Source organism: Streptomyces antibioticus (genome assembly GCF_002019855.1).
GTDB lineage: Bacteria > Actinomycetota > Actinomycetes > Streptomycetales > Streptomycetaceae > Streptomyces > Streptomyces antibioticus_B.
On the sequence record NZ_CM007717.1, the window covers coordinates 6,567,533 to 6,593,188 of the forward strand.

21 protein-coding genes are annotated in these 25,656 nt (G+C 72.1%); 12 read left to right on the forward strand and 9 right to left on the reverse strand.

Annotated features, from left to right (window positions below; all coding sequences use genetic code 11):
• The first annotated feature begins 149 nt into the window (after positions 1–149).
• Both AFM16_RS29780 and AFM16_RS29785 read left to right on the forward strand, forming a co-directional pair.
• Positions 150–1,118, forward strand: coding sequence for an ABC transporter substrate-binding protein (locus AFM16_RS29780; protein WP_030793188.1), 969 nt, complete (start codon positions 150–152; stop codon positions 1,116–1,118).
• A gap of 25 nt (positions 1,119–1,143) precedes the next feature.
• Positions 1,144–2,691, forward strand: coding sequence for an aromatic amino acid ammonia-lyase (locus AFM16_RS29785; protein WP_078635383.1), 1,548 nt, complete (start codon positions 1,144–1,146; stop codon positions 2,689–2,691).
• A 13-nt stretch (positions 2,692–2,704) separates the two neighbouring features.
• Here the strand turns inward: AFM16_RS29785 and AFM16_RS29790 are convergent, their stop codons facing one another.
• The 7 genes from AFM16_RS29790 to AFM16_RS29820 form a co-directional block, all read right to left on the reverse strand.
• On the reverse strand, positions 2,705–4,099 hold the full coding sequence (locus tag AFM16_RS29790; protein WP_078635386.1) for a glycoside hydrolase family 43 protein: 1,395 nt from the start codon (positions 4,097–4,099) through the stop codon (positions 2,705–2,707).
• A gap of 139 nt (positions 4,100–4,238) precedes the next feature.
• Positions 4,239–4,655, reverse strand: a complete 417-nt coding sequence (locus AFM16_RS29795) for a roadblock/LC7 domain-containing protein (RefSeq protein ID WP_030793179.1) — start codon at positions 4,653–4,655, stop codon at positions 4,239–4,241.
• Positions 4,656–4,666: 11 nt separating this feature from the next.
• Positions 4,667–6,931: a sensor histidine kinase gene (locus AFM16_RS29800; RefSeq protein WP_078635389.1), complete on the reverse strand. Its 2,265-nt coding sequence runs from the start codon at positions 6,929–6,931 to the stop codon at positions 4,667–4,669.
• A gap of 58 nt (positions 6,932–6,989) precedes the next feature.
• The gene (locus AFM16_RS29805) at positions 6,990–7,985 is read right to left on the reverse strand and encodes a substrate-binding domain-containing protein (RefSeq protein ID WP_030793174.1); all 996 of its coding nucleotides are present in this window, start codon (positions 7,983–7,985) and stop codon (positions 6,990–6,992) included.
• A gap of 266 nt (positions 7,986–8,251) precedes the next feature.
• Positions 8,252–8,707 carry a tellurite resistance TerB family protein gene (locus tag AFM16_RS29810; protein WP_030793173.1) on the reverse strand — a complete coding sequence of 152 codons (456 nt, stop codon included), beginning with the start codon at positions 8,705–8,707 and terminating at the stop codon, positions 8,252–8,254.
• Between the two features lie 49 nt (positions 8,708–8,756).
• On the reverse strand, positions 8,757–9,176 hold the full coding sequence (locus AFM16_RS29815; RefSeq protein WP_179123322.1) for a DUF6114 domain-containing protein: 420 nt from the start codon (positions 9,174–9,176) through the stop codon (positions 8,757–8,759).
• Entirely contained in the window at positions 9,173–9,841 is a 669-nt protein-coding gene (locus AFM16_RS29820) for a DUF6230 family protein (RefSeq protein ID WP_078635394.1), read from the reverse strand. Before AFM16_RS29820 ends, AFM16_RS29815 begins: the two co-directional genes overlap by 4 nt.
• Positions 9,842–10,473: 632 nt before the next feature.
• Between AFM16_RS29820 and AFM16_RS29825 the strand changes: the two genes are divergently transcribed.
• Positions 10,474–11,109 carry a Tat pathway signal sequence domain protein gene (locus AFM16_RS29825; protein WP_078635397.1) on the forward strand — a complete coding sequence of 212 codons (636 nt, stop codon included), beginning with the start codon at positions 10,474–10,476 and terminating at the stop codon, positions 11,107–11,109.
• 18 nt (positions 11,110–11,127) lie between these two features.
• On the opposite strand, the gene AFM16_RS29830 is transcribed toward AFM16_RS29825, so the two are convergent.
• Positions 11,128–12,093, reverse strand: coding sequence for a lytic polysaccharide monooxygenase (locus AFM16_RS29830; RefSeq protein ID WP_078635399.1), 966 nt, complete (start codon positions 12,091–12,093; stop codon positions 11,128–11,130).
• A 359-nt stretch (positions 12,094–12,452) separates the two neighbouring features.
• Between AFM16_RS29830 and AFM16_RS29835 the strand changes: the two genes are divergently transcribed.
• Positions 12,453–14,270, forward strand: a complete 1,818-nt coding sequence (locus tag AFM16_RS29835; protein WP_030793160.1) for a S8 family peptidase — start codon at positions 12,453–12,455, stop codon at positions 14,268–14,270.
• A gap of 67 nt (positions 14,271–14,337) precedes the next feature.
• Here the strand turns inward: AFM16_RS29835 and AFM16_RS29840 are convergent, their stop codons facing one another.
• Positions 14,338–15,024, reverse strand: coding sequence for a ScbR family autoregulator-binding transcription factor (locus AFM16_RS29840; protein WP_051780815.1), 687 nt, complete (start codon positions 15,022–15,024; stop codon positions 14,338–14,340).
• Positions 15,025–15,222: 198 nt separating this feature from the next.
• Between AFM16_RS29840 and AFM16_RS29845 the strand changes: the two genes are divergently transcribed.
• From AFM16_RS29845 to AFM16_RS29880, 8 genes are all read left to right on the forward strand, one after another.
• Positions 15,223–16,125 carry a ScbA/BarX family gamma-butyrolactone biosynthesis protein gene (locus AFM16_RS29845; protein WP_078635402.1) on the forward strand — a complete coding sequence of 301 codons (903 nt, stop codon included), beginning with the start codon at positions 15,223–15,225 and terminating at the stop codon, positions 16,123–16,125.
• A 71-nt stretch (positions 16,126–16,196) separates the two neighbouring features.
• Complete coding sequence (locus AFM16_RS29850; protein WP_078635404.1) at positions 16,197–16,844, forward strand: ScbR family autoregulator-binding transcription factor; 648 nt, start codon at positions 16,197–16,199, stop codon at positions 16,842–16,844.
• A gap of 108 nt (positions 16,845–16,952) precedes the next feature.
• Positions 16,953–18,149 carry a damage-control phosphatase ARMT1 family protein gene (locus AFM16_RS29855; RefSeq protein ID WP_078635407.1) on the forward strand — a complete coding sequence of 399 codons (1,197 nt, stop codon included), beginning with the start codon at positions 16,953–16,955 and terminating at the stop codon, positions 18,147–18,149.
• 138 nt (positions 18,150–18,287) lie between these two features.
• Positions 18,288–20,477 carry a germacradienol/geosmin synthase Cyc2 gene (gene cyc2, locus AFM16_RS29860; RefSeq protein ID WP_078635409.1) on the forward strand — a complete coding sequence of 730 codons (2,190 nt, stop codon included), beginning with the start codon at positions 18,288–18,290 and terminating at the stop codon, positions 20,475–20,477.
• Between the two features lie 90 nt (positions 20,478–20,567).
• Positions 20,568–22,490 carry an O-aminophenol oxidase PhsA gene (phsA, locus tag AFM16_RS29865; protein WP_078635412.1) on the forward strand — a complete coding sequence of 641 codons (1,923 nt, stop codon included), beginning with the start codon at positions 20,568–20,570 and terminating at the stop codon, positions 22,488–22,490.
• A gap of 237 nt (positions 22,491–22,727) precedes the next feature.
• Positions 22,728–23,288 (forward strand): PDZ domain-containing protein, encoded by a 561-nt coding sequence (locus tag AFM16_RS29870; RefSeq protein ID WP_078635414.1) that lies wholly within the window; start codon positions 22,728–22,730, stop codon positions 23,286–23,288.
• Positions 23,289–23,442: 154 nt separating this feature from the next.
• Complete coding sequence (locus AFM16_RS29875) at positions 23,443–24,570, forward strand: aminopeptidase P family protein (protein WP_030793138.1); 1,128 nt, start codon at positions 23,443–23,445, stop codon at positions 24,568–24,570.
• A 60-nt stretch (positions 24,571–24,630) separates the two neighbouring features.
• Positions 24,631–25,611: an aminoglycoside phosphotransferase family protein gene (locus AFM16_RS29880; RefSeq protein WP_078635417.1), complete on the forward strand. Its 981-nt coding sequence runs from the start codon at positions 24,631–24,633 to the stop codon at positions 25,609–25,611.
• Positions 25,612–25,656 lie beyond the last annotated feature (45 nt).

Below are 25,656 nucleotides of genomic sequence, written 5' to 3' on the forward strand. Positions count from 1 at the left end.
GACAGATGGACCGCACTTGACTGACCGAGAACGGGGTGGATTGGATCAGGCCAGAGCGTTCGCCCGTCCACCGGTCCGACCGTGCCGACGGCGCGCCTCGACAGCTCCACCGCGACACGTCCTCGCCCCCCAGAGCTCGGAACGGAACCGTGACTTCCAACGCCCACAGCAGCAGGTCCAGGTCCTTCAGGAACCACCCCGGCGCGGCGGCCGTCGCGCTCGCCGCGAGCGCGGCCCTGCTGGCGGGATGTTCCTCCTCGTCCGACGACACCGCCGACGACCCCCTGGCCGGTGACAAGGCGGCCGGCGGCACCGTCGTCGTCGGGTCCAACAACTTCGCCGAGAGCATCCTGCTCGCCGACATCTACGGCGAGGCCCTGAAGGCCAAGGGCATCAAGGTCTCCTACAAGCCCAACATCGGCAGCCGCGAGACGACGTACGGCCTGCTCAAGAACGGTTCCATCACCGTTCTGCCGGAGTACAACGGCTCGCTGCTCGCCTACCTCGACCCCAAGGCCGAGCAGAAGTCCCTCGCGACCGTGAACGCGGCCGCGTCGGCCAAGCTCGACTCCAAGCTGACGCTGCTGGAGTCCTCGCCGGCCGAGGACAAGGACTCCGTCACGATCAACGCGGAGACCGCCAAGAAGTACAACCTCACCGGTGAGTCGACGCTCGCCGACCTCAAGGACATCGCCCCCGAGCTGATCCTCGGCGGCTCGCCCGAGTTCCAGACCCGCCAGCAGGGCATGGTCGGCCTGGAGTCGGTGTACGGGCTGAAGTTCAAGTCCTTCAAGGCGCTCGACGCGGGCGGCCCGCTGACCCAGGCGGCGCTGAAGAAGAACACCGTGCAGGCGGCGGACATCTTCACCACGGACCCGACGATCACCAAGGAGAAGTTCGTCGTCCTCCAGGACCCGGAGAACCTCTTCGGCTTCGCCAACGTGACGCCCCTCGCCTACAAGAGCGGCCTCACCCAGGAGGCGATCGACGCGCTGAACGCCGTCTCCGCCAAGCTGGACACCAAGACCCTGCTCGACCTGGATTCCCAGGTGCAGTTGGAGAGCAAGGACCCGCTGGACGTCGCCAAGGAGTGGCTGAAGTCGGTGGGCCTGGACTGATCCCGGCCCGACCCCTGAACCACCCGTGGAGCGCACACCGGACGGCCCCGGCCGGGTCGTCCTGAACGGCACCACCCTCACCGTCGGCGAGCTGATCGCGCTCGCCGACGGTGCGGCCGTGCCCGCCGTCGCCCCCGAGGCACGGGACCGTGCCCTGCGCTCCTGGCGCGCCGCCGAACGCCTCGCCGCCACCGGGAGCCTCTACGGCCGCGGCACCGGCGTCGGCGCGCAGCGCTCCGTGCCGGTCGACCCGCACGACGAGCGCGCGCACGGGCTGCGGCTGCTGCGCAGCCACGCGGGCGGCGCCGGGGCGCTGCTTCCGGCCCGCCAGGTCCGCGCGATGCTCGCCGTCCGCGCCAACCAGCTCCTCGCCGGCGGCTCCGGCATCCAGCCCGCCTTCATCGACGCCCTCACCGAGGCCCTGCGCCTGGGCGTCCACCCGGAGGTCCACGAGTACGGCGCCGTGGGCACCGGCGACCTCACGGCCCTCGCCCAGACCGGCCTCACGCTCATCGGCGAACGCCCTTGGATGAAGGGGGAGTTGCCGTCGGCGGTGCAGCCCGCGGTGCTCCAGGGCGGACCCGCGCCGGAGGACGCCCCGCCCGTCGTCCCGGCGGGGCCCGCCGCGCTGCCCGCACCCGTCACCCTCCGCCCCGGTGACGCGCTCGCCCTGCTCAGCAGCAACGCGCTCGCGCTCGGACAGGCCGCCCTCGCGCAGTCCGGGCTGGACACCCTCCTGCGGGCCACCCATGTCGTCGCCGCGCTGTCGCTGGCCGCCGTGTCCGGCTCGGCGGAGGCGTACGCGGCGCCCGTGCACGCGCTGCGGCCCTACCCCGGCGCCGCCCGCGCCGCCGCCGAGGTACGGCGCCACCTCGGGCTCGACGAGCGGGCCTCGGGGCCGCCCGGCCGGCGGATCCAGGACCCGTTCGGCTTCCGGGCCTTCCCGCAGGCCCACGGCTGTGCCCTGGACGCCGCCGACCGGCTGCGCGAGACCGTCGAGGTGGAGGTCAACTGCCCCTCGGAGAACCCCGTCATCACCCTCGACGGCACCGCCGCCTACCACCACGGCGGCTTCTTCGCCGCGCCCCTGGGCCTGGCCCTGGACGCGGCGAACCTCGCCCTGCTCCAGACCGCCCAGCTCTCCGCCGCCCGGCTCACCGCGCTCGGCGACCCGGGGCTCACCGGACTGTCCGCCTTCCTCGCCGTCGGGCCCGCGAGCAGCTCGGGCACGATGATCCTGGAGTACACCGCCAACTCGGCGCTCGCGGAGCTGCGTTCGTGCGCCGCCCCGGCCTCGGTGGGACACGCCGTCCTCTCCCGGGGCCTGGAGGAGGCGGCCAGTTTCGCGGGCCAGGCCGCCCGCCAGACCCTGCGCGCCACGGACGCCTACGCCACCGTACTGGCCTGCGAACTCGTCTCCGCCGTACGGGCGTTGCGGCTGCTGCCCGCGCCGCCGCCGGTCGCCGCGTTCGCCGTGGCGTCGGCCGCCCTGCCGCTCGGCACGGACGACCGCCCGCTCACCGGCGATGTGACGGCGGCGACCGAACTCCTGCCGGTACTGGCCGCGTTGTGAGGCGTACGGCGGATCAGTGGCCGACCTGGAAGGTGGCGTCCTGCCGGTCCGTGTCCGTCGACACCGGGTCCACACGCAGGACGTAGTCGGCGTGCCGGAGATACCGGGTCGGGTTGTTGTGCGACCGGAAGGACGTCCAGCTCGCGTCCGCCAGACCCGCCGTACGGTGGAAGGTGGCGTCGGCCGCGAACACGGCCGTGCCGTCGTCGCCGTCCAGGCGCACCTGGTAGTCGTAGTGGCGCAGATAGCGGGTCGGGTGGCTGACCGAGCGGAAGGACACCCCGGAGCTGTCCGCGAGGCCCGGCACCAGCGTCCACAGCGAGTCCTTGTACGGCTCGACCGGGTAGACGTCGATCCGGCCGACGAAGCCGGAGTGGCGGACGTAACGGGCCGGATGGTTGTACGACTTGAGCCGGTTCCAGGCCGGGGCGCCCCAGTGGGCGAGCAGGGCGGTGTGCTGGGCCGCGGTGATCGTCGTGATGCCGCAGTGCTTGGAGTTGACCGGCTGGGTGTAGGTCCGCTGGTCGAGCGGCGTCCAGGTGCCCGACGCCAGATCGCCCGACTGCCAGGCGTAGAAGACGCCGTTGGGTGTGTACGTGTCCCCCCAGAGCCACCAGTCTCCGGTGGTGAGGGACTTGACCAGGGTCGGCGCCTCGGTGCCGCCGTGTGCCACGCCCGTGCTGAACTCCGTGAAGCTGCCCGGGTCGAGGGAGGCGGACCGGGCGCCCACCAGGGTCTGGTTCTTCTTGAAGTAGAGGTAGTTGACGCCGTTCACACCGACGGCCATGTCGCCGTCGATCACGTCGTACCCGGGGTCGAAGAAGACCTGCGGGGCCGACACCGTCACGAAGTCGGTGGTGTGGTTCACCATCAGCACGTTGTGGCCGCTGGAGTTCACCGACGAGTAGATGATCGCGTACCGGCCGCGTCCGGCGTCCCAGAACGCCTCCGGGGCCCAGCTGTGGGTCGTCATGGCGTGCAGCTTCAGACGGTGGTAGCCGGTGAAGGTGCGCAGGTCGGTGGAGTTCCAGACGTGGATGTACTGGCTGTTGTAGCTCCAGTCGGTGCCCTTGAGGTCGGTGGCGAGCACCACGAACGTGCCGTCCTGCTTGCGCAGCACGAACGGGTCGCGCAGTCCCAGCGCCCCTTCCGTGGGTGTGACCACCGGGTTGTTCTGGTTCAGCGGGGTCCAGCGCAGTCCGTCCGTGCTGACGGCCAGATGCAGTCCGTAGTCGGTGCCGTCGCCGAGGTTGGTGGACTCGGTGAAATAGCTCATCACATACGCCGCGTCGGCCGCCCGGGCGGTGCCGGCGCCGAGCGTCAGGGCGCCGGTCGCGGCCAGCGGCGTGGCGGCTGCCATCCCGAGGACGAGACGGCGGGAGGGGTGCGGGCGGGGCGAGGGAGTCATGCGTGCTCCAACCGGTGCCGTATGGTCGATATCTCGAACGTGGTTCGGCAAGTCGGTCAGAAGGTAGGGGTGAGGCCGAGGGGCGTCAATCGGCTCAGCGGGCTTGGCCGGAAATCGGCGACAGCCCGCTGAGCGCCGGTCAGATCCGGCCCAGACCGTTCCGCGGCGCCGCGCTGAGGTGCTCGCCGATCTTCTTCACCAGCATGTTCATCTGGTACGCCACCACGCCGACGTCCGCCTTGGAGCCGGTCAGCACGACGAGATTGGCCCCCGGTCCCGCCGAGGTGAGGATCAGATAGCTGTGGGCCATCTCGATGAGCGCCTGCCGCACCGGGCCGCCCCGGAAGTCCATGCTGACGCCCTTGCTGAGGCTCATCAGGCCGGAGGCGGTCGCGGCCAGCCGTTCGGCGTCCTCGCGCAGGAACCCCGTGGACTTGCTCACCACCATCCCGTCCTCGGAGAGCACGACGGCCTGGTTCACATCGGCGACCCGGTCGACCAGGCCGGTGAGGAGCTGGTCGAGCTGGGGGTTGGTGGCGGGGACGGGGAGTGTCATGGCGGTGTCCTTCATGAGCGGTCGGCGGGAGGGAGGGGGGTCGGGGTCTTCGGCGGGCCGGCGTCCGTGCCGGTGTCCGCGTCCGCGGCGGTGCCTGTGTCGGTGCCTGTGTCGGTGTCCGAGTCGGTGTCCGCGGTGGTGTTTTCCTCGCGGGCCTGGAGCGTGCCGCGCTGGAACGCGCCCAGCGAGGAGGCGGCGCGTTCTGCCGTGAAGTCGTCCGAAACGGCAAGGGAGTTGAGCGAGTCGTGATCCTCTGCGCGCGGTTCGACGACAAGGTTCGCTCGGGGAGTGCGCAGGGTCCGCCGGGGGAGCGGGGCCGGGCTCGGGGCAGCGGGCCGGGGCCGCTCGTCGCGCACCACGATGTCGGGCGGGAGGAGCACGAGGGCGGTCGTCCCGCCGTACGCCGAGGGGCGCAGCGTCACGGAGACGCCGTGCCGCGTGGCGAGCCGGGCGATCACGAACATGCCGAGCCGCAGGTCGTCGGCGAGCGCCACCACGTCGAACGCCGGCTCCACCGCCAACTGGGCGTTGAAGGAGGCGTAGTCCTCCTCGGACAGACCGAGCCCGCGGTCCTCGACCTCGATCGCCAGCCCCTCGGCGGCCGGCACGGCCCGCACCTCGACCGGGTGGGGCGCCGGTGAGTAGGAGGTCGCGTTGTCGATCAGCTCGGCCAGCAGATGGATCACGTCGGCCACGGCGGGCGGCACGATCGCCGCCTCCTCCGCGGCGCGCACCTCCACCCGACGGTACTCGGCGACCTCGCCGACCGCGCCGCGCAGGATGTCGTCCAGCGCCACCGGCTCGGGCCAGGTGCGGCCGGGCCGGCCCCCGCTGATGATGACGAGGTTCTCCTGGTAGCGCCGCAACTGGCTGGCTGTGGAGTCGAGTTCGCGCAGTCCTTGGAGCACCTCGGGGTCCCGGTGGGCGCGTTCCAGGGTGTCGAGCTTGCCGAGCTGGAGGTTGACCAGGTTCTGGCTCTGCCGGGCGATGCCGAGGATGACCTTCTGGAAGCCGCGCCGGGTGTCGGCGAGTTCGACGGCGGTGTGCACGGCGGTGCGCTGGGCCGTGTTGAACGCCTGGGCCACCTGGCCCAGTTCGTCGCCGCCGTAGTCCAGGGGCGGAGTCGCCGAGTCCACGTCGACCGTCTCTCCCCGGTCGAGCCGCGCCACCACGTCGGGGAGCCGCTCCTGCGCCAGGCTCAGCGTGGCCAGCCGCAGTCCGCGCAGTCGCAGGGACAGCGAACGCGTGATCCGCCAGGACATCGCCACGCACAGCAGCAGCGCCACCAGACCGCCGGTGCTCAGCGCGCCCGCCTTGACCAGCAGCGCGGTGGCGTCGTCCGCGCTGCGGGTGAGCAGCGCCCCGGTCTCCTGCCGGATGAGCGCCGAGTACGCGTCGGAGACCTTCACGAGCGCCGCCCGCCACTGCCTCCCCACGTCCGGCAGCGGGATGTCGCCGTCCGCGGTCCGGTCCGGCCGGGCCGCCAGCACCTGGTCCTCGATGGCCTCCAGGGTCCGCCACTGGGCGCTCCGGAGGATCTCCTCGGTCCGGGTCTTCGTGGAACCGGTGAGGGTGGGGACGATCTGGTCCCGCACCAGCCAGCGGCGCGCGTTCACGGTCTGGGTGAACGCCGCCCAGGTCGGCTCGTCCATCCGCCGCCGCGGTCCGGCCAGGGTGAGGTACAGGTCCTCCTCGGAGACCAGTTCCGCCGCGTGCTCCAGCGCGACGAGCGGTCCGGCCTGGGAGGCGAGGTCGCCGTCGTCGACCTGCGACAGCTCCTGGAAGGCGTGGATCTGGTCGTCGATGATCGAGGTGTACTGGTCCAGCGCCTGCGCGGCCGTGATGTCGGTGGGGTCGTCGACCTGTCCCCGGTAGTACTCCAGGCTGCTCACGGAGGCGACCACCGAGTACATGCGGTCCCGGACCCGGGCGGGCGCCTGCTGGATGTCGTCGGCCCGCGAGACGAGCCGGGCGACCGCCTCGTCCGTCCGCAGCCGCGCCGCCTCCAGGGGCGCCCTGGCCCCCTCGGGCGTGGCCAGCCACACCGCCGACAGGCTGCGCTCCTGCTGGAGCGCGAGGGTGGCCTCGGTGCCCATGGCGCCGGTCGACCGGCTCAGTTCGGTCTGCGCGCGCAGCCGCAGTCCCTCCGAGAACATCTGGATCGTCGTCACGCTCCACATCGCGGCGAGGGTGACGCCGGGCACCAGGGCGAGGAGGATCAGGGAGAGACGTATGGAGCCGATACGGCGGGGCCGGGCACCGGTCCGTGCAGACATGGTCGTCCTAGCGGGGAGGCATGCCGGACGCGCTGTCCGGGCGGGGCCAACTTAGCGGTCAGCGGGTGCCGTTGGCGGCGAAGCGGGCCACCGAGGCGACATCGGCCTTCGTGACGAAGGCGGGGCCCGTCAGCACCGGGGCCACACCGCCGCCGCTGACGTTGCCGTTGGTCTCGTGGAGCCAGAGCGCGTCCACGGCCAGATAGCCCTGGAGATAGGGCTGCTGGTCCACCGCGAATTGCACCCTGCCGTCGCGGACCGCCTCGACCAGCTCCCCGGTGAGGTCGAAGGTGGCGACCCGGGCCCCGCTGCCCGCCCGCTTCGCCGACGTCACCGCGGCGAGCGCGAACTGCGCCCCGTTGGTGATCACTTCGTCCACGTCGGGGCTCCGGCGCAGCGCCGCCGTCACGGCCGCGGTCATCGCGTCCATGTCGGTGCCGTCGACGTAGAGCATCTCGGTGCGTCCGGCGAAGGTCTTCTTCACACCGGCGCAGCGCGCCTCCAGGGCGATGTTGCCGCGCTCGTGGATGACGCACAGGGCGTGCTCGGCGCCGAGGTCGTCCAGCCTGTCGCCGACGGCGCGCCCCGCGAGGCTCTCGTCCTGGCCGAAGTACTCCAGCAGTCCGGCCGAACGCCAGGCGTCGATACCGGAGTTGAGGCCGACCACCGGGATCCCGGCGGCCCGGGCCTCGGCCACCGGCTCCGCCATCGCCCGCGGTTTGGCGAGCGTCACCGCGATGCCGTCGGCCTGGTCGCGGATCGCGTCCCGCACCAGTCGGGCCTGTCCGGCGGCGTCGGCGTCGCTCGCGTACGTGAGGTCGACGCGGTCCTTGGCGGCCGCGGCCTCGGCGCCCTTGCGGACGCGTTCCCAGAAGACGTCGCCCTCGGCCCCGTGGGTGATCAGGACGACCTTGATCCGGCCGGCCGGGCGGCCTGCCGCACCGGAGTCCGGGCCGGGCGGGGCGCCGGCGGTGCAGCCGGCGAGCAGGGGACCGAGGAGGAGACAACAGGCGGCGGCCAGAACGGCCGGGGCGGTGGCGCGGGGAGTGGTCATGGGGGGCTGCACCTCGCTGTGCGGCAGAGCAGGAGGAAGGGCCGGCTCCGCCGGTGCGCGGGGGTGGGGCACCGGGGGAGACCGTGCGTAGGCTCGGAGCCAACCGCCAGTGACCACCGGTAGTCAAGTGAACGCCCGTACAGACCTGAGGTCTTGTCGCCGCCGGGGTGCCGTGCCGCCTACGACGACCCCGGCACCGGGAGTCCCGGGGGGCGGGCCGGTGGTGCCGTCCGGCCCGCACCCGGGACTCACGGAAAAGGGGTCGCTCAGAGGTCGAACTCGTGCGGCGGCAGGTCGAGGGCGTAGCACGCCTCGCGGACGACCGCCTGCTCGTCCTTGTCGAAGTGGCCGTCGGCGCCGCCGATGACGATGCCGATCTGGACGACGGCCCGTGCCTCGGCCGGCTTCTTCTTGGCCTTGGCCACCTCCTGGAGCACGCTCACCTTGCCGAAGGCGAAGTCGGCGGTGAGCTTGTCGAGGTTGGCCTCGAAACGGCGGCGCAGATCGTCGGCGGGGAAGTTCTGAAGCACCTCGTTGCCCGCGATGAGCTGGGCCACGCGCTGCCGCTCGGAGGGGTCGACGGTGCCGTCCGCCGCCGCGACCAGGGCGCACATCGCCATGCTCGCGTCCCGGAAGGCACCGCTTTTCAGGTCGTTCTTCTTCGCCGTCAACTGGGTCTGCATCGTCGACGCGGACTCCTTGATGCGGTCCCACAGGGCCATGTGCGCTCCTGACGCTCGTGATCCAAATACCTCTACAGCAATGTAGAAACTATCGGACCGACGAAAAGGTTCCGGCGTCAGCGCGCCGCGCGCGGCGGCTCACCCTCGGCTCCTGGTCGGGCAGCCAGCCGAAGGTCAGACAACTGCCCACGACCCCCAGCAGGATCCCGATGACGAAGCCGCCGATGTTCGACGTGAGCCAGGTGCCCAGGGACAGCAGCACGGCCACCACGGAGTAGAACAGCCGCTGGGCCGGGTTGAAGAGGATGAGCAGACCGCAGAGCACCATCAGGGCCGGCAGGAGATATCCCGCCAGGCCCTGCATGCCGACGTGCAGGATCACCGGCAGCGGTGCCTTCATGGTCAGCAGGATCTCCCCGCCGGCCAGCGTGAGCAGGACCCCGCCCGCGAAGGGCCGGCGGCCCCGCCACTGCCGGAAGCCGCTCCGCCATTCCTGGGCGCGGCTCACTGCGGGCAGCCCTTGCCGCCGAACCGCATGTGCAGGTTGGGGAGTTTGAAGACGGCGGCGGTGGCGGCGTAGTTGTGCTGGTACAGGTCGGTGATGACGACGCTGTCCGCCTGCTGGCCGTAGACGCCCTCGGGGCCCTTGATCGGCACCTTGTCGAAGGTGCTGGAGTCCCGGCCGATCTCGATGTTGTTGAACTCGGCGTTGCCGGTGATGTCGTCGGAGTCGATGGCGAGGTTCTTCACGCTCACCGGCGTGGAGCCGTCGCCCGCGGTGAGCACGAGCTGGATGCCGCCGAGGTCGACGCTCTGGCAGAGGTTGGTCAGCTTGCCGTTCTTCACGACCGAGGTGACTACCAGCACCTGGCCGCCGGTGTCGCCCTCGTTGGGGCTGTTCTCGATCATGTTGTCGAGGCCGCCGAACTGCGCGAACCCCTCACCTTCGAGTTTGTCGGCGGTGACCACGAACGGCATGCCGGAGATCGCGAACTGTACCCCGAGGGCTCCCTCGGCGGTGAGCACCGCCAGTGCGGCGGCGACCGCGGCGGCGGGCACCGCCATCACCGCGGCCCGGCGCAGCCGGACCCGGCCGCGTCTGACCGCGGATCCGTTCTCCGGCTCCCCGGGGGTGTTCTCGGCGGACGACGTGACGTCCGAGGACGAGGCCATGTCTGCTCCCATGCGCTGAAGTCGTGCGAAGTGGGCTTCAGTGGCGCGTTGTCCTGGCGCGGACAGCGGCTGCCGCGCACCGCCCCTGCGACTCCCGGAGGACGTAAGGGCTTTCTGGTTACGCGGCAGTAGCCATCGAGGAAGTTACCGATGGTTACACCAAGGGGTCAAGGGAGTTGTGGAAAAACCGTGTTCATCGCCAACTTACCTACAACGTATTGACGTTGACGGAGTATCAGGTCTACAACTCTCGGTGGCCCAGCCCGGATCCGTGGCGCCGGATCCGTTCCCGCGGCGTGCTCCGCCGCGTCCCGGACGTTCGCATCACGACCGGCGGTTTCCCGTCCCCGCGACGGGCCGTCGGCGCACGAGTCCGCATCCCCCCACGGAACCGGCACGGCCGGCCGGAGAGTGCCCACCCCCCGTGCTTTCCGGCCGGTCGCCGGCCGGTCCCGTCCGGCCGCCGTCACCGGTCCTTCACGTACGGAGAAGGCGTCCCGGCCCGGCGACGGCGGCCCCATCGATCGCCATCACCCCCCATCACCCCCGATCACCCCTGATCACCCCCGATCACCCCCATCGACCCCCACAACTCCCCCATGAGCGTCATCAGTTGAGAAAGAGGCACCCGCATGCGTATTCGCCCCCTCCTTGCTGTCGTCGGCACCGCTGTCGCCCTCACGCTTCCGGCCATCACCCCGGCCGCGGCGGCGGGCGCGGTCCTCACCATCGCGGGCGGCGACGTCGCGGTCGGTGACGTCCTGAACGCGTCGCTGGCCACCGGCACCAACGCCACCCTCTACTCCAGCGCGACCGGCACCAGCGGCGTCTCCTGTGCCAGCTCCGAGTTCGCCGCCACCGTCACCGACAACCCGGAGGCGCCCGGCACCGCCACCGAGTCGCTCACCGCGCACTCCTTCGGCAACTGCAGCGCGAACGTGGTCGGCGTCCTCGGCGTCACCAGCATCACCGTCAACAACCTGCCGTACACGGCGAGCGCCTCCTCGGACGGCACCCTCACCGTGACCCCGGCGAGCGGCTCCACCATCCAGACCACGGTGGTGCTGCGCACCCTGCTCGGCTCCATCAACTGCGTCTACCAGGCCTCCAGCCTGACCGGCACGTCCGACAACACGGACAGCAGCATCACCTTCACCGCCCAGCAGTTCACCAAGTCGTCCGGCTCCTCGCTGTGCTTCGCCAACGGCTACTTCACCGCGAAGTACGCCCCGGTGACCAGCGGCGGCGCGGCGGTCAACGTCAACTGACCCCTGATGTGAGGCGGTTCAGCGCCTGCGCAGGCGCAGGAACAGAGCCGTGGCGCCGGTGAGCGCCAGCACCGTGGCCGCGCCACCCGCCAGCAGGCGGGTGGACGGTCCGGAACCCGCCTCGGTGGCGTTCGCCACCGGGGCGCCCTGCCCGGTGTCGGCGGCGGACTTCGCACCGTCGCCGCCGGTCCCCGCCGCCGCGGTCGACGCCGACGGACTCGCGGAGACGGGGGACGGGGACGACGACGGTGACGCGGACGCCGTGGGTGTGGCCGAAGGGGACGCCGACGGCTTCTTCGCCGCCGTCCCGCCCTTCTGCGCCCCGGCCCCGCCGCCCGTGCCGCCGCCCGGGAACACCACGTCCGAGCAGGAGTAGTACGTGTCGGGCGTGCTGGTGTTCTGCCAGATCGTGTACAGCACCTGACGGCCCGTCCGGCCGGTCGGCAATTGCGCGCCGAACCGGTACGCGCCGTTCGTCAGCTTCGGGTCCTTGATCTCCGCGAACGGACGGTCCGGAAGGTCGCTCCAGGTCAGCGGCCGCGACGGGTCGTAGCCCTGCTTGGTCAGATACAGCTTGAACGTGCCCGTGTGCGGGATCGTCGACGCGTACGTCATCCGCAGCGTGCCGCCCGGCGTCACCTTCGTCGACGGCCAGTCGGAGCGGGCCAGGTCGAGCCCCTTGTAGGCGGGCAGCCCGCCGCTGCACAGCTTGCCGTCCGGAACGGTCTGCCGGTCCCGGCCGTTGACGTTCGGGACGCGCAGGTTGTCCCAGGCGGTGAACGGGGAGCCGTTCGCGGCGACGGCGGCCCGGCAGGCCGCGGTGCCGTTCTGCGCGCCGTCCGGGGAGCAGCCGTACACCCGGCTCACGGGATCCGTGGGCGCGCCGTGCGCCAGGGCGGGACCCGCGGCCCACAGGTTCACCAGGAGCGGGGTCACGGCGGCGGCCGCCAGGGCGGCGGTGCGGTGTGTGGTCATCCGGGGCATCGGGGAGGTCTCCTCGGCCGGCGGGAACGGTCTGTCCGCTCCAGTACGGGAATCCGGCCCGGCGCGTTCACCGCGGCGACGGGCCGGTACGCGGCCCCGCCGGAGGGTCCGAAGCAGGGCATCCGCGGTCAAGTCGCCGAGGTGGAGGGTGGGTTTCCGGCCGGATCGAGGGTTTCCCCTGTATCCCTGTGACCGTTTCTTTGCCTATCGTTCCACCACAGCCGACCCACAGGTAACCCCTGGACGAGTCCGCTGCCGCGTTCTGGCCGGCCCTCGCGCCCCACCCCCCTCCGCTTCGACGTCGAAGCGTCTCGACCGCCGCTCCGCGCTGCCCGGAGCCGGCCAGGAAAGGCACGCCCTTGCGCCCCACACCCGCTCCCCGGCGGAAGCTGATATCCGCCGCGGCGCTCTCCGCCGCCCTGCTCACCGTCGCGTCCACCGCGTCGGCCGCCGCCCAGGAGGCCGTCGCCCCCGGCTCGTCCGCCGCCGCTGCCGCCGTTCCCGCGGCGCAGACCGAGGCCGCGCCCGGCACCCCGGCCGAGCGTCTGATCGTCGGCTACAAGTCCGGTGCCGCCGAGGCCACGTCGAACGCCGCCGCGAAGGCCGACGCCGCCGCCAAGGGCGAACAGGCCGGCGAGGAACTCGACTTCAGCCGTCGGCTCGGCACCGGCGCCGCCCTCGTCGACCTGGGCGAGAACCTCACCGGCGCGGACGTCGCCGACGTCGTCGCCCGCTACCAGGCCGACCCGCAGGTCGCTTATGTGGTCCCGGACCGCCTCAACACCCCCAAGGCGGACCCCAACGACACCGAGTACGCCAAGCAGTGGGACCTCTTCGAGTCCACGGCCGGTATGAACGTGCCCGGCGCGTGGGCCACCACCACCGGCGCCGGTGTCACCGTCGCCGTCATCGACACCGGTTACGTGGCCCACTCCGACCTGGCCGCGAACATCGTCGGCGGCTACGACTTCATCGGCGACACCGCCGTCTCCGCCGACGGCGACGGACGTGACGCCAACCCGGCCGACCCGGGCGACTGGTACAACGCCAACGAGTGCGGATCCGGCGTCCCCGCCGCCTCCTCGTCCTGGCACGGCACCCATGTGGCCGGCACCATCGCCGCCGTCACGAACAACAACAAGGGTGTCGCGGGCATCGCGTACGGCGCGAAGATCTCCCCGGTCCGGGTCCTCGGCAAGTGCGGCGGCTACGACTCCGACATCATCGACGCGATCACCTGGGCGTCCGGCGGCACCGTCTCCGGCGTCCCCGCCAACTCCAATGTCGCCAAGGTCATCAACATGAGCCTCGGCGGCGACGGGGCGTGCACTTCGGCGACCCAGAGCGCGATCACCGCCGCCGTGAACCGCGGCACGACGGTCGTCGTGGCCGCCGGCAACGAGAGCGACAACGTGGCGAACCACTCGCCCGGCAACTGCAACAACGTCATCTCGGTCGCCGCGACCAACCGCACCGGCGCCAAGGCGTCCTACTCCAACTACGGCTCCCTGGTGGACATCTCGGCCCCCGGCGGTCAGACCAGCACCGGCACCGCCAACGGCATCCTGTCCACGCTGAACTCCGGCACCAAGACGCCGTCCTCCGAGAACTACGCCTACTACCAGGGCACCAGCATGGCCACCCCGCACATCGCGGGCCTGGTCGCGCTGCTGAAGTCGGCGAACCCGTCGCTCACCCCGGCGCAGATCGAGACCGCGATCAAGAACAACGCCCGTCCCCTGCCCGGCGCCTGCTCGGGCGGCTGCGGTGCGGGCCTGGCGGACGCCGCGAAGACCGTGGCGGCCGTGACCGGCACCGGCGGCTCGACCGGCACCGTCTTCTCCAGCTCCACCGTGGTGGCGATCCCGGACCGGGGCGCCGCCGTCGAGTCCCCGATCACCGTGACCGGCCGCACCGGCAACGCCCCGAGCGCCCTCCAGGTCGGTGTCGACATCACCCACACCTACCGCGGTGACCTGGTGATCGACCTGGTCGCCCCCGACGGCACCGCCTACCGGCTGAAGTCCGCCAGCTCCTCGGACTCCGCGGACAACGTCATCACCACGTACACGGTGAACGCCTCCTCCGAGACCGCCAACGGCACCTGGAAGCTGCGCGTCCAGGACACCGCCGCGCAGGACACGGGGCGGATCAACGGCTGGAAGCTGACCTTCTAGACCGTGAACCCGACGGGCGGGCCGGCCGGTGTGGATGGACACCGGCCGGCCCGCCGCACGTCTGTCCTCAGGAGGCGGCGCGCTCCTCGGCGTGCTCCTCGCCGTGCTCCTGAGCCCACTCCCGGGACGAGGCCAGCACCCGCAGCCCCCGGTCCGCCCGCGCGTCCAGCGCCGGCAGCAGACCGGGCACGGCGATGCTCGGCAGGATGTGCGCCCACAGCACCGCCAGCCGGTCGCCCAGATCCGCCCGGCCGGTCAGCGCCCGCGACATCAACTGGACGCCGGTGAAAGCGCCCACGAGCAGCTCCACCGTCTCCGGCGGCTTCACCGTGGGGAGCAACTCACCCCGGTCACGGGCCACTTCGAGCAGCGTGGTCAACCGCCGCGCCCACTGCAGGAACGGCTCCCCGTGGTCCACCCCGGCGGGCGTCTCCTGGTCCACCGCCAGCCGTACGCTGCCCCGCAACAGCGCGTTGCCCAGCAGCCGTTGGCCCACCACGAACGTCATGTCGACGATCTCCTGGAGCTTGCACGGCTGCGGCGGAACCGCCCCGAACGGCACCTGCTCGTCCAGCACCGCCTGGGCCAGAGACACCTTCGACGGGAAGTGGAAGTACAGGGCGCCCTTGGTGACTTCGGCGCGCTCCAGGACCATGGCGATGGTGGTGGACGTGTAGCCGTGCTCGTCGAAGACCGCGCCGGCCGCTTCCAGGATCGCCCTGCGCGTCCTGATGGCGCGCTCCTGTTTCGCCATAAGAGCCCCTTAACGGCACCTAGTTGGCCGTTCCCACCGATCGTCCACTGGTCCGGCCCGATCATAGGATGCCGTCGACTGATCTCATTGAAAACAAACCGGTCGCCTCGTACTCTAACGCCAACCGGAGCGGACGGTCCGCCGTCTGCCGTTGCCTTCGGGAGACCGTGGGAACCGTGGGGACCCGTAGGGAGAGACATGACTCGACCACGGCAGCTTGCCGACGCTCCGACGCTGACCGCAACCGTGCCGCGCCAACTGGTGCACCGTGCAGCCGTCGCGGAGACCCTGCTCACCGGCTGGCGGCGGACGGCCGACGACCGGTTCACGGTGTCGGCGCAGTGGCCCCGAGCACACGGGTTACACGTGTCCCCGGACTGGACGGCGTACGACCCGCTGCTCGTCGTCGAGTCCGTCCGGCAGGCCGGAACGCTCCTGGCGCATACCGAGTACGAGGTACCCCTGGATCATCAGTTCGTCCTCCAGGAGTTCCAAGTCGACACGGAGGCAGGCGGGTTGACCGTCGGAGCGTTCCCGGCCGAGCCCGAGATCGAGATCGCCTTCACCGACGTCGGGATGCGCGGCCGCCGGCTGACGTCCGCCCGCTACACCGCGCACGTCCTGCGCGACGGCGGCCAAGTCGCCTTCGCCGACGTCGCCTTCACCAGCGTCGGCCCGTCCGTCTACCGCAGACTGCGCGGCGGCCGCACCCCCCGGTCGGTGACCGCGCCGCCCGTCCCGCCCGGCCTGCCGCCGGCCGCCGTCGAGCGCCCGCTGCCCACCGACGTCGTCCTCGCCGCGACCGGCGAACCCGACCGCTGGCGACTGCGAGTAGATACCGCACACCCCGTTTTCTTCGACCATCCGCTCGACCACGTCCCCGGCATGCTGCTCCTCGAAGCCGCCCGCCAGGCCGCCCGGTTGCACGGCCCCGAAGGGCACGCGCCGGTGGCGTACCACGCGCGCTTCCATCAGTACGCCGAGCTGGACGAACCGCTGTGGATCGACATCAAGGGCGACGGCGCGACCGGCCTGCAAGTCGTGGGCACACAGCGGGAGTCGACGTTCTTCGAGTGCCTGGTGGGCACCGCTGCGCCGTGAGCTATTGTGTACAGGGGGTAAGAAACAAACGGCACGACCCGTTCTTTACCGGCCCCGGGAGAGTCCACTCGATGGCGAGGCAGCTACGCGCCGAACAGACCCGCGCGACGATCATCACGGCCGCAGCCGATCTGTTCGACCGGCACGGCTACGAGTCGACCAGCCTCAGTGACATCGTCGAGCACGCCCATGTCACCAAGGGCGCCCTGTACTTCCACTTCGCGGCGAAGGAGGACCTGGCGCACGCCATCATGGAACTCCAGTCCCAGGCCTCCCGCCGCGTCGCCGGTGACATCGACGACCGGGGCTATCCCGCCCTCGAAGCGCTGATGCGCCTCACGTTCGGCCTCGCGCGGCTGTCGGTCGAGGGTCCGATCACCCGCGCGGGGCTCCGCCTCGCCACCGGGGGCGTCGCGGTCAAACCGCCGCTGCGCCATCCCTTCGCCGAGTGGCTTGACCTGATGAGCCGTCGGCTGGTCGGCGCGGTCAAGGAGTCCGACATCCACCCGGACGTCGACGTGGACGCCGTCGCGCACTCCCTGGTCTGTTTCTTCGTCGGCACCCGGGTCGTCGGCCGCTCCCGCGAACCCGCCGCCCGGCTGCCCCGCCGGATGGCCGAGATGTGGCACGTCCTCATCCGCGGCCTGGTCCCGGTGCCCCGCCGCCCCCGCTACCTCACCCTGGCGGCCCGCCTGGAACGGGAGATCATGGCCGGCTGACGGGCACGACGAGGCACGGCCGGGGCACAGCGAGGCACGACGAGGCACGGCGAGGCACGGCGAGGAGACACCCGGGGAAGCCCGTGCGTGCGCGGTACGGTGAGCCGCATGCCCGACACCCCCGCCCCGCCGCCCGTGATCCTCGGCGACGAGCCCGGCTCCTTCCCCCACGGCGTCCTGGCCGAACGCCACCCGGCGATCATCCGGCAGGTGCGGGACGCCTTCCCCTACGACCCCGCCGTCCACCACGCCCTGGACGCACTCCTGGAGAGCTGCGCCAAGGGCGTGGTCGAACCGCTCCCCGCCGACGCGCACGACCTCGCCCGCTGGCGGGACTGGGGCCTCGACGGATCCGTGGGCCGGTCCTGGTTCGACGTGCCCTGGCTGTGGTCCGAGAGCTACTTCTACCGCCGACTCCTCGACGCCGTCGGCTACTTCGGGCCCGGCGTCTGGCAGGGCATCGACCCCTTCCGCCCCTTCAAGCTCGCCGAACTCGACGCGCCCGAGACCGACGAGGAACTGGCCGCCCTCGACGCCCTGGAGACCCGCCCCGCCGCCGAACGCGCCCGCGCCCTGCTGCACGGCTCGCTCTGGGGCAACCGCGCCGACCTCGGCTTCCGCCTCTCCGACAGCGAGGCCGCCACCCGCGACGCGGTACCGGCGCTGGTCGCCGACGACAGCGAGACACTGTGGGCTCTGCTCCCACCCGTGCTCCCACCCGCTGACGAGGCGCCCACCGTCTGCCTGATCGCCGACAACGCCGGCCGTGAGCTGATCCCCGATCTCCTCCTCGCCGCCCACCTCCTCGCGACCGGCCGGGCCGGGCGGGTCGTCCTGCACGTCAAGCCGTACCCGTACTACGTCTCCGACGCCACGCCCACCGACGTCGTCGACGCCCTGCGCAGACTGACCGCCGCGCCCGGAGCGGCCGCCGAGCACGGCCGGCGGCTGTGGGCGGCCCTGGCGGACGGCACCCTCACGGTCCGCGCCCATCCATTCTCCGCCGCCCCGCTGCCGTTCACCGAACTCCCGCCGGACCTGCGCGCGGAGTTCGCCGGGGCGGCCCTCACCCTCGTCAAGGGCGACCTCAACTACCGCCGTCTGGTGGGCGACCGACGCTGGCCGCCGACCACCCCCTTCGCCGACGTCACCGCGTACTTCCCCGGCCCGGTGGCCGCCCTGCGCACCCTGAAGTCCGATGTGATCACCGGCCTGTCCGCCGGGACCGAGTCCGGCCTGGTCGCCGCCGAGGGACAGCGCTGGCGCACCGGCGGCACCCACGCCCTCGTCCAGGTGCGCCCCTGACGGCAACCCGGGGCCCCCACCCCGAACTCCCACCCCGAACTCCGGCCATGGGCACGGCTTCCCGTCCGATTCACTGGATGGTGTGATCATGTGGTGCCGTGCGGATGGCCGCCGAAGGGCACGGGTAGGGCCCCGGCCATGAAGCAGCCGTTCGAACTCCCGCACTTCTACCTGCCGCACCCCGCGCGGCTGAACCCGCACGTCGAGGAGGCGCGCGCCCACTCGACACAGTGGGCGCGCGACATGGGCATGCTGGAGGGGTCCGGGATCTGGGAGCAGGCCGATCTCGACGCGCACGACTACGGTCTGCTCTGCGCCTACACCCACCCCGACTGCGACGGCCCCGCGCTGTCGCTGATCACCGACTGGTACGTGTGGGTGTTCTTCTTCGACGACCACTTCCTCGACATGTTCAAGCGCACCCCCGACCGCGCCGCCGGCAAGGCGCACCTGGACCGGCTCCCGCTGTTCATGCCGATGGACCCGGCGACGCCCGTCCCCGAGCCGCTCAACCCGGTGGAGGCCGGCCTCAAGGACCTCTGGGCGCGCACGATCCCGGCGATGTCGCCGGACTGGCGAGCCCGGTTCGCCGTCGCGACGGAACATCTGCTCAACGAGTCGATGTGGGAACTGTCCAACATCAACGAGGGACGGATCGCCAACCCGGTCGAGTACATCGAGATGCGCCGCAAGGTGGGCGGCGCCCCCTGGTCGGCCGGGCTCGTGGAGTACGCGACCGCCGAGGTCCCCGCCGCCGTCGCCGGGACGCGGCCGCTGCGGGTGCTGATGGAGACGTTCTCCGACGCCGTCCATCTGCGCAACGACCTGTTCTCCTACCAGCGCGAGGTGGAGGACGAGGGGGAGAACAGCAACGGCGTGCTCGTCCTGGAGACGTTCTTCGGCTGTACCACCCAGGAGGCCGCCGACACCGTCAACGACGTCCTCACCTCCCGTCTCCACCAGTTCGAGCACACCGCGTTCACCGAAGTCCCCGCCGTCGCCCTGGAGAAGGGGCTGCGGCCCGACGAGGTGGCCGCGGTCGCCGCGTACGCCAAGGGACTTCAGGACTGGCAGTCCGGCGGCCACGAATGGCACATGCGCTCCAGCCGCTACATGAACGGCGGCGCGGTCTCCGCCGCGCCCTGGCAGCGCCTGACCGGCCCCGGAACCTCCGCCTCCGACGTCGTCGCGCTGCTCGCCTCGGCCGCGGCGGAGCGTCTGCGCGCGTACGCGCACGTGCCGTTCCAGAAGGTCGGCCCCTCGCTGCTGCCCGACTTCCACATGCCGTACCAGGTCGCGCTGAGCCCGCACCTGGAGGCGTGCCGGCCGCGTCTGACCGCCTGGATGCACACCATGGGCATGCTGGAGGAGGGCGTCTGGGACGAGGAGAAGCTCGCCGCCTACGACCTCCCGCTCTGCTCGGCCGGCCTCGACCCGGACGCCACCCCGGAGGCCCTCGACCTCAGCGCCCGCTGGCTCGCCTGGGGCACCTACGGCGACGACTACTACCCGCTGGTGTTCGGCGGCCGCCGGGACCTCGCCGCCGCCCGGCTGACCACGGCCCGGCTGTCGGCCTGTATGCCGGTGGACGGCGAGGAGGCGCCCGTCGTCCCGGTCAACGCCATGGAGCGCGGCCTGATCGACCTGTGGGCCGTCACCACGGCCGCGATGACCCCGGACCAGCGGCGCACCCTGCGCGACGCGGTCGACACCATGACCGAGAGCTGGGTGTGGGAGCTGTCCAACCAGCTCCAGAACCGCGTCCCCGACCCGGTCGACTATCTGGAGATGCGCCGCGCCACCTTCGGCTCCGACCTCACCCTGAGCCTGTGCCGGATGGGCCAGGGCCCGGCCGTCCCGCCCGAGATCTACCGCACCGGGCCCGTCCAGGCCCTGGAGAACGCGGCCATCGACTACGCGTGCCTGACCAACGACGTGTTCTCGTACCAGAAGGAGATCGAGTACGAGGGGGAGATGCACAACGCGGTCCTCGTCGTGCAGCACTTCTTCGGCTGCGACTATCCGGCCGCGCTGGCCGTCGTCCACGATCTGATGACCCAGCGCATGCAGCAGTTCGAGCACATCATCGCCCACGAACTCCCGGTCCTGTACGACGACTTCGACCTGTCGGCCGAGGCGCGCGCGGCGATGGACAACTACGTGGCCGACCTCCAGAACTGGCTGTCGGGCATCCTCAACTGGCATCGCCGGGTGGACCGTTACAAGTCCGCGTACCTGGCGAGCCGGGCGCACGGGTTCGTCCCGGACCGCTCTTCGGCCACTCCGCCCCCACACCTGCTGCTTTCCGGACTTTCATATACGGAATAGGGCATTCAGGGAACGCGCGAGGGGCGCCGGGCGTCTCATGGGGCAAGGGGAACGACCGACAGAACACGGGGGTGTTCGACCTTGACCGACATGATCGAGCAGAGCGACGACCGGATCGACCCGATCGACGGAGTCTTGGCGGACGGAGTCCTGGCGGACGACGTTCTGGCGAAGGAGCGGGAGCAGGCACCGGCGCCCGGTGAACTGACACCGTTCGCCGCGCCGTTGACCGTCCCGCCCGTCCTGCGGCCCGCTTCGGACGAGGTGACGCGGGAGACCGAGATCGCCCTGCGCCCCACCTGGGTGCGCCTGCACCCGCAGCTCCCGCCCACCCTGATGTGGGGCTACGACGGCCAGGTGCCGGGCCCCACCATCGAGGTCCGGCGCGGACAGCGCGTCCGCATCGCCTGGACCAACCGCATCCCCAAGGGGAGCGAGTACCCGGTCACCTCCGTCGAGGTGCCCCTCGGCCCGCCGGGCACCCCGGCACCGAACACCGAACCGGGGCGCGGCGGCGTCGAACCCAACAAGGACGTCGCCGCGCTGCCCGCCTGGTCCGTCACCCATCTGCACGGCGCGCAGACCGGCGGCGGCAACGACGGCTGGGCGGACAACGCCGTCGGCTTCGGCGACGCCCAGCTCTCCGAGTATCCGAACGACCACCAGGCGACCCAGTGGTGGTACCACGACCACGCCATGAACATCACCCGGTGGAACGTGATGGCGGGCCTGTACGGCACCTACCTGGTCCGTGACGACGAGGAGGACGCCCTGGGCCTGCCCTCCGGCGACCGGGAGATCCCGCTGCTGATCGCCGACCGCAACCTCGACACCGACGAGGACGGCCGGCTCAACGGACGGCTCCTGCACAAGACGGTGATCGTCCAGCAGTCCAACCCGGAGACCGGCAAGCCGGTGTCCATCCCGTTCTTCGGCCCGTACACCACGGTCAACGGCCGGATCTGGCCGTACGCCGACGTCGACGACGGCTGGTACCGGCTCCGGCTGGTCAACGCGTCCAACGCGCGCATCTACAACCTCGTCCTGATCGACGAGGACGACCGGCCGGTGCCGGGCGTCGTCCACCAGATCGGCAGCGACGGCGGACTGCTGCCGCGCCCGGTGCCCGTCGACTTCGACGACACCCTGCCGGTGCTGAGCGCCGCCCCGGCCGAGCGGTTCGACCTGCTGGTCGACTTCCGCGCGCTCGGCGGCCGCCGGCTGCGGCTGGTCGACAAGGGGCCGGGCGCGCCCGCCGGGACGCCGGATCCGCTGGGCGGGGTGCGCTACCCGGAGGTGATGGAGTTCCGGGTCCGCGAGACCTGCGAGGAGGACTCCTTCGCGCTGCCCGAGGTGCTCTCCGGGTCCTTCCGCCGGATGAGCCACGACATCCCGCACGGCCACCGGCTGATCGTGCTGACCCCGCCCGGCACCAAGGGCTCCGGCGGCCACCCGGAAATCTGGGAGATGGCCGAGGTCGAGGACCCGGCCGACGTCCAGGTCCCCGCCGAGGGCGTCATCCAGGTGACCGGCGCCGACGGCCGTACCAAGACGTACCGCCGTACGGCACGCACGTTCAACGACGGTCTCGGCTTCACCATCGGCGAGGGCACCCACGAGCAGTGGACCTTCCTCAACCTCTCGCCGATCCTCCACCCCATGCACATCCACCTGGCCGACTTCCAGGTCCTCGGCCGCGACGCCTACGACGCGTCCGGCTTCGACCTCGCCCTCGGCGGCACCCGCACCCCGGTGCGGCTCGACCCGGACACCCCGGTCCCGCTCGCCCCCAACGAGCTGGGACACAAGGACGTCTTCCAGGTGCCGGGCCCGCAAGGGCTGCGCGTGATGGGCAAGTTCGACGGGGCGTACGGCCGGTTCATGTACCACTGCCACCTCCTCGAACACGAGGACATGGGCATGATGCGGCCGTTCGTCGTCATGCCGCCCGAGGCCCTGAAGTTCGACCACGGCGGGGCGCACGGCGGCCACGGCGAGGGTCACACGGGCTGACGCCCCGCCCGCGCGGCATGCTCCACCGCGGCTCGCGCCGGCACCCGGACCATCGGGTGCGGGCGCGAGCCGTCGCTCACCGCACCCCGGGTCGTCCACCGGATCGAACGCGTGTGCGCCGGTACGGCCGACGGGTGCCGGTTCCGGGCCTACCGCCGTTGACCCTGGGTCAGTCTCACTCGTTCGTGGCAGGTCAGGTGCCGTTCCGCCGGGTAGAGCACCAGCCGGAGGCGATCCATGGAACAGACCGCGTTGCGTCCCAAGCCCCTGCCCGGCCAGGAGCCCGGCGACGACCCCGACCCGGGCGCCCGGACCCCGCGCCCGCACGCCGCCCGCCGCAGGCACCGGCGGCTCGCGACCCTGCTGACCGGGCTGCTCGTCGGCACGGTCCTCGTCCTGACCGGTGTCGGACTCGGCACCGTCGGGGCGACCGTGATCGGCATGAGCAGGCTCGCGGAACTCCAGCGGGCGTCCGTGTCCACGGCGCCGCCACGCCCGTCCGCCTCTCCCGTCCCCGCCGAGGCGCCCGCCGCCCGGGCCACCCTCGGTGTGGAGGTCATGGACGCGGACCGGGAGGGCGCCCGGATCGTCGCCGTCGACGTCCCCGGGCCGGGCTACCGGGCCGGTCTGGTGCGCGGCGACGTCCTGCTGAACTTCGGCGAGACCCGGATCGACTCGGCCGCCGACCTGCTGCGGGCGGTGCGGGCGGCGGGACCCGGCGAGGAGGTCGAGCTGACCGTTCGTCATGAAAGCGGCGCATACCAGCAGTTGAGCGTCGTGCCCGGCGTTGTCGCCTGAAAGCCGTCCACCGGGACGAATGTCCGTCGGACGGCAGCCCGACCCGCTCTTCGTGCCCGTCACGGGGCGAAAACCCGTGCGACCGGCTCGCGCGGCTCCCGCAGTGCGGGCAGGATGCTGCCCGTAGTCACCACGTCCGTCCAGGGAGGCCCGGATGACCGGCACCGCACGTGCGCCCTTCGCCGCCGAGGACTACCGGGCCCGTATGGAGCGGGCCGCCGGCCAGGCCGCCGACGCGGGCCTCGCCGGGCTCCTGGTGGCGCCGGGCCCCGACCTCGTCTGGCTCACCGGCTACGCGCCCACCGCGGCCACCGAACGGCTCACCCTGCTCGTCCTGGTCCCCGGCGCCGACCCCGTCCTCGTCGTGCCGACCCTGGAGGCCCCCGACGCCGCCAAGGCGGCCGGCGCCCCCGCGCTCACCCTGCGTGACTGGACCGACGGCAAGGACCCCTACGCCGCCACCGCCGGCCTCCTCGACACGTCCGGCCGGTTCGGCATCAGCGACAACGCCTGGGCGATGCACCTGCTGGGCCTCCAGCGGACGCTGCCCGCCACCTCGTACACCTCCCTCACCGACGCGCTGCCCATGCTGCGGGCCGTCAAGGACAGCGCGGAGCTGGAGCTGATGGCGGCCGCCGCCGAGGCCGCCGACCGGGCCTTCGAGGAGATCAGGAAGGTGCGCTTCAGCGGCCGCCACGAGACCGAGGTCGGCGCCGAACTCGCCGATCTGCTCCGCCGGTTCGGGCACTCCCAGGTCGACTTCACCATCGTCGCCTCCGGACCCAACGGCGCCAACCCGCACCACGAGGTCGGCGAACGGGTCATCGAGGAGGGCGACATGGTCGTCCTGGACTTCGGCGGCCTCAAGGACGGCTACGGCTCCGACACCTCCCGCACCGTCCACGTCGGCGAACCCACCGACGAGGAACGCCGCGTGCACGACCTCGTCCGCGAGGCCCAGGAGGCCGGATTCCGCGCCGTGCGCCCCGGGGTCGCCTGCCAGGAGGTCGACCGGGCCGCCCGCGCGGTCATCACCGACGCCGGGTACGGCGAGTACTTCATCCACCGCACCGGCCACGGCATCGGCGTCACGACCCACGAGCCGCCCTACATGATCGAGGGCGAGGAGCGGCCGCTCGTGCCCGGCATGTGCTTCTCCGTGGAGCCCGGCGTGTATCTGCCCGGCCGGTTCGGGGTGCGCATCGAGGACATCGTCACCGTCACCGAGGACGGCGGCCGCCGTCTCAACCACACCACCCGCGACCTGGTCCTCGTGGACTGACCCCCACGCCCCCAGGAGCCCGGAACTGACGGAACCCACCCGAACGGCAGCGGCGCGACCATGACCCAGGCACCGGTACCCACCGCGGACACCGTCCGCGGGCTGGTCCGCGCGCTCGTCGAGGAGAGCGGCAGCGGCGGTCCGGGCCCCGAGGTGCGCCCGGTCCGCGCGGAGGACCCCGCCTTCACCTGGTGGGTCGGCCCCCGGCACGTCCTGCGGCTCGCCCCCGACCGGGACGCCTCCGCGCGGCAGCGCCGCGAACTGCGGCTGCGCGACCTCGTCCGGCCGCACGTCCCCGTCGCCCTGCCGACCGGACTCGCCCAGGGCGAGTGGTCCCCGGGCCTGGCCTACACCCTCGACACCAAGCTGCCCGGCGGCACGGCCGAGGAGCACGACGTGTCCGCCGTCGGCGAGGCCGACCTCGCCGGGCTGCTCGGCGGACTGCGCGAGGTGCAGCCCCGGCAGGCCGAGGCGCTCGGCGTGCCGCGCGCCGCCCCGCGCTCCCTGGAGGCGCTGCGCCGGATGGCCGTCGCCGCCGCCCGCCGTCTCGCCCGCGCCGACGAGTTCGACGCCGGCCTGCTGAACCAGCTCACCCCGCCCGGCGCGGCCCAGCTCGCCGCCCGGCCGGCCCCGTCCGTCCTCGTCCACCACCGGCTGCGCGGCGAGCACCTGGTGGTCAGCGCCGACGGGCGGGTGCGCGGCGTCCTCGGCTGGACGGACGCGGTCCTCGGCGACCCCGCCGAGGACATCGCCGGACTCGCCCTCGCGGTCGGCTCCGGCGCGGCCGTCCGCGCCGCCACCCTCGCCGGCTACGGCGCCCGCCCCTGCCTGCGGGGCCTCTGGCTGGCCCGCTGCGACACCGTCGTCCGCCTCGCCGAACGCCTGGAGGGCCACGGCGCCGACGACCCCCTGCCGCTGCTGCGGAACCGGCTGCGGCGGGCGTGGGAGGCGATCCTGCTGGAGCGGGTGACCGAGTTCCGGGAGGGCGGAGAGGACGGAGAGGACGGGGGCGAGGGAGACCCGGCGGGGGACGCCGTATAGCCGTATCGCCGTACAGCCGTATCGCGGGCGCTTGCCCCTGCCTCT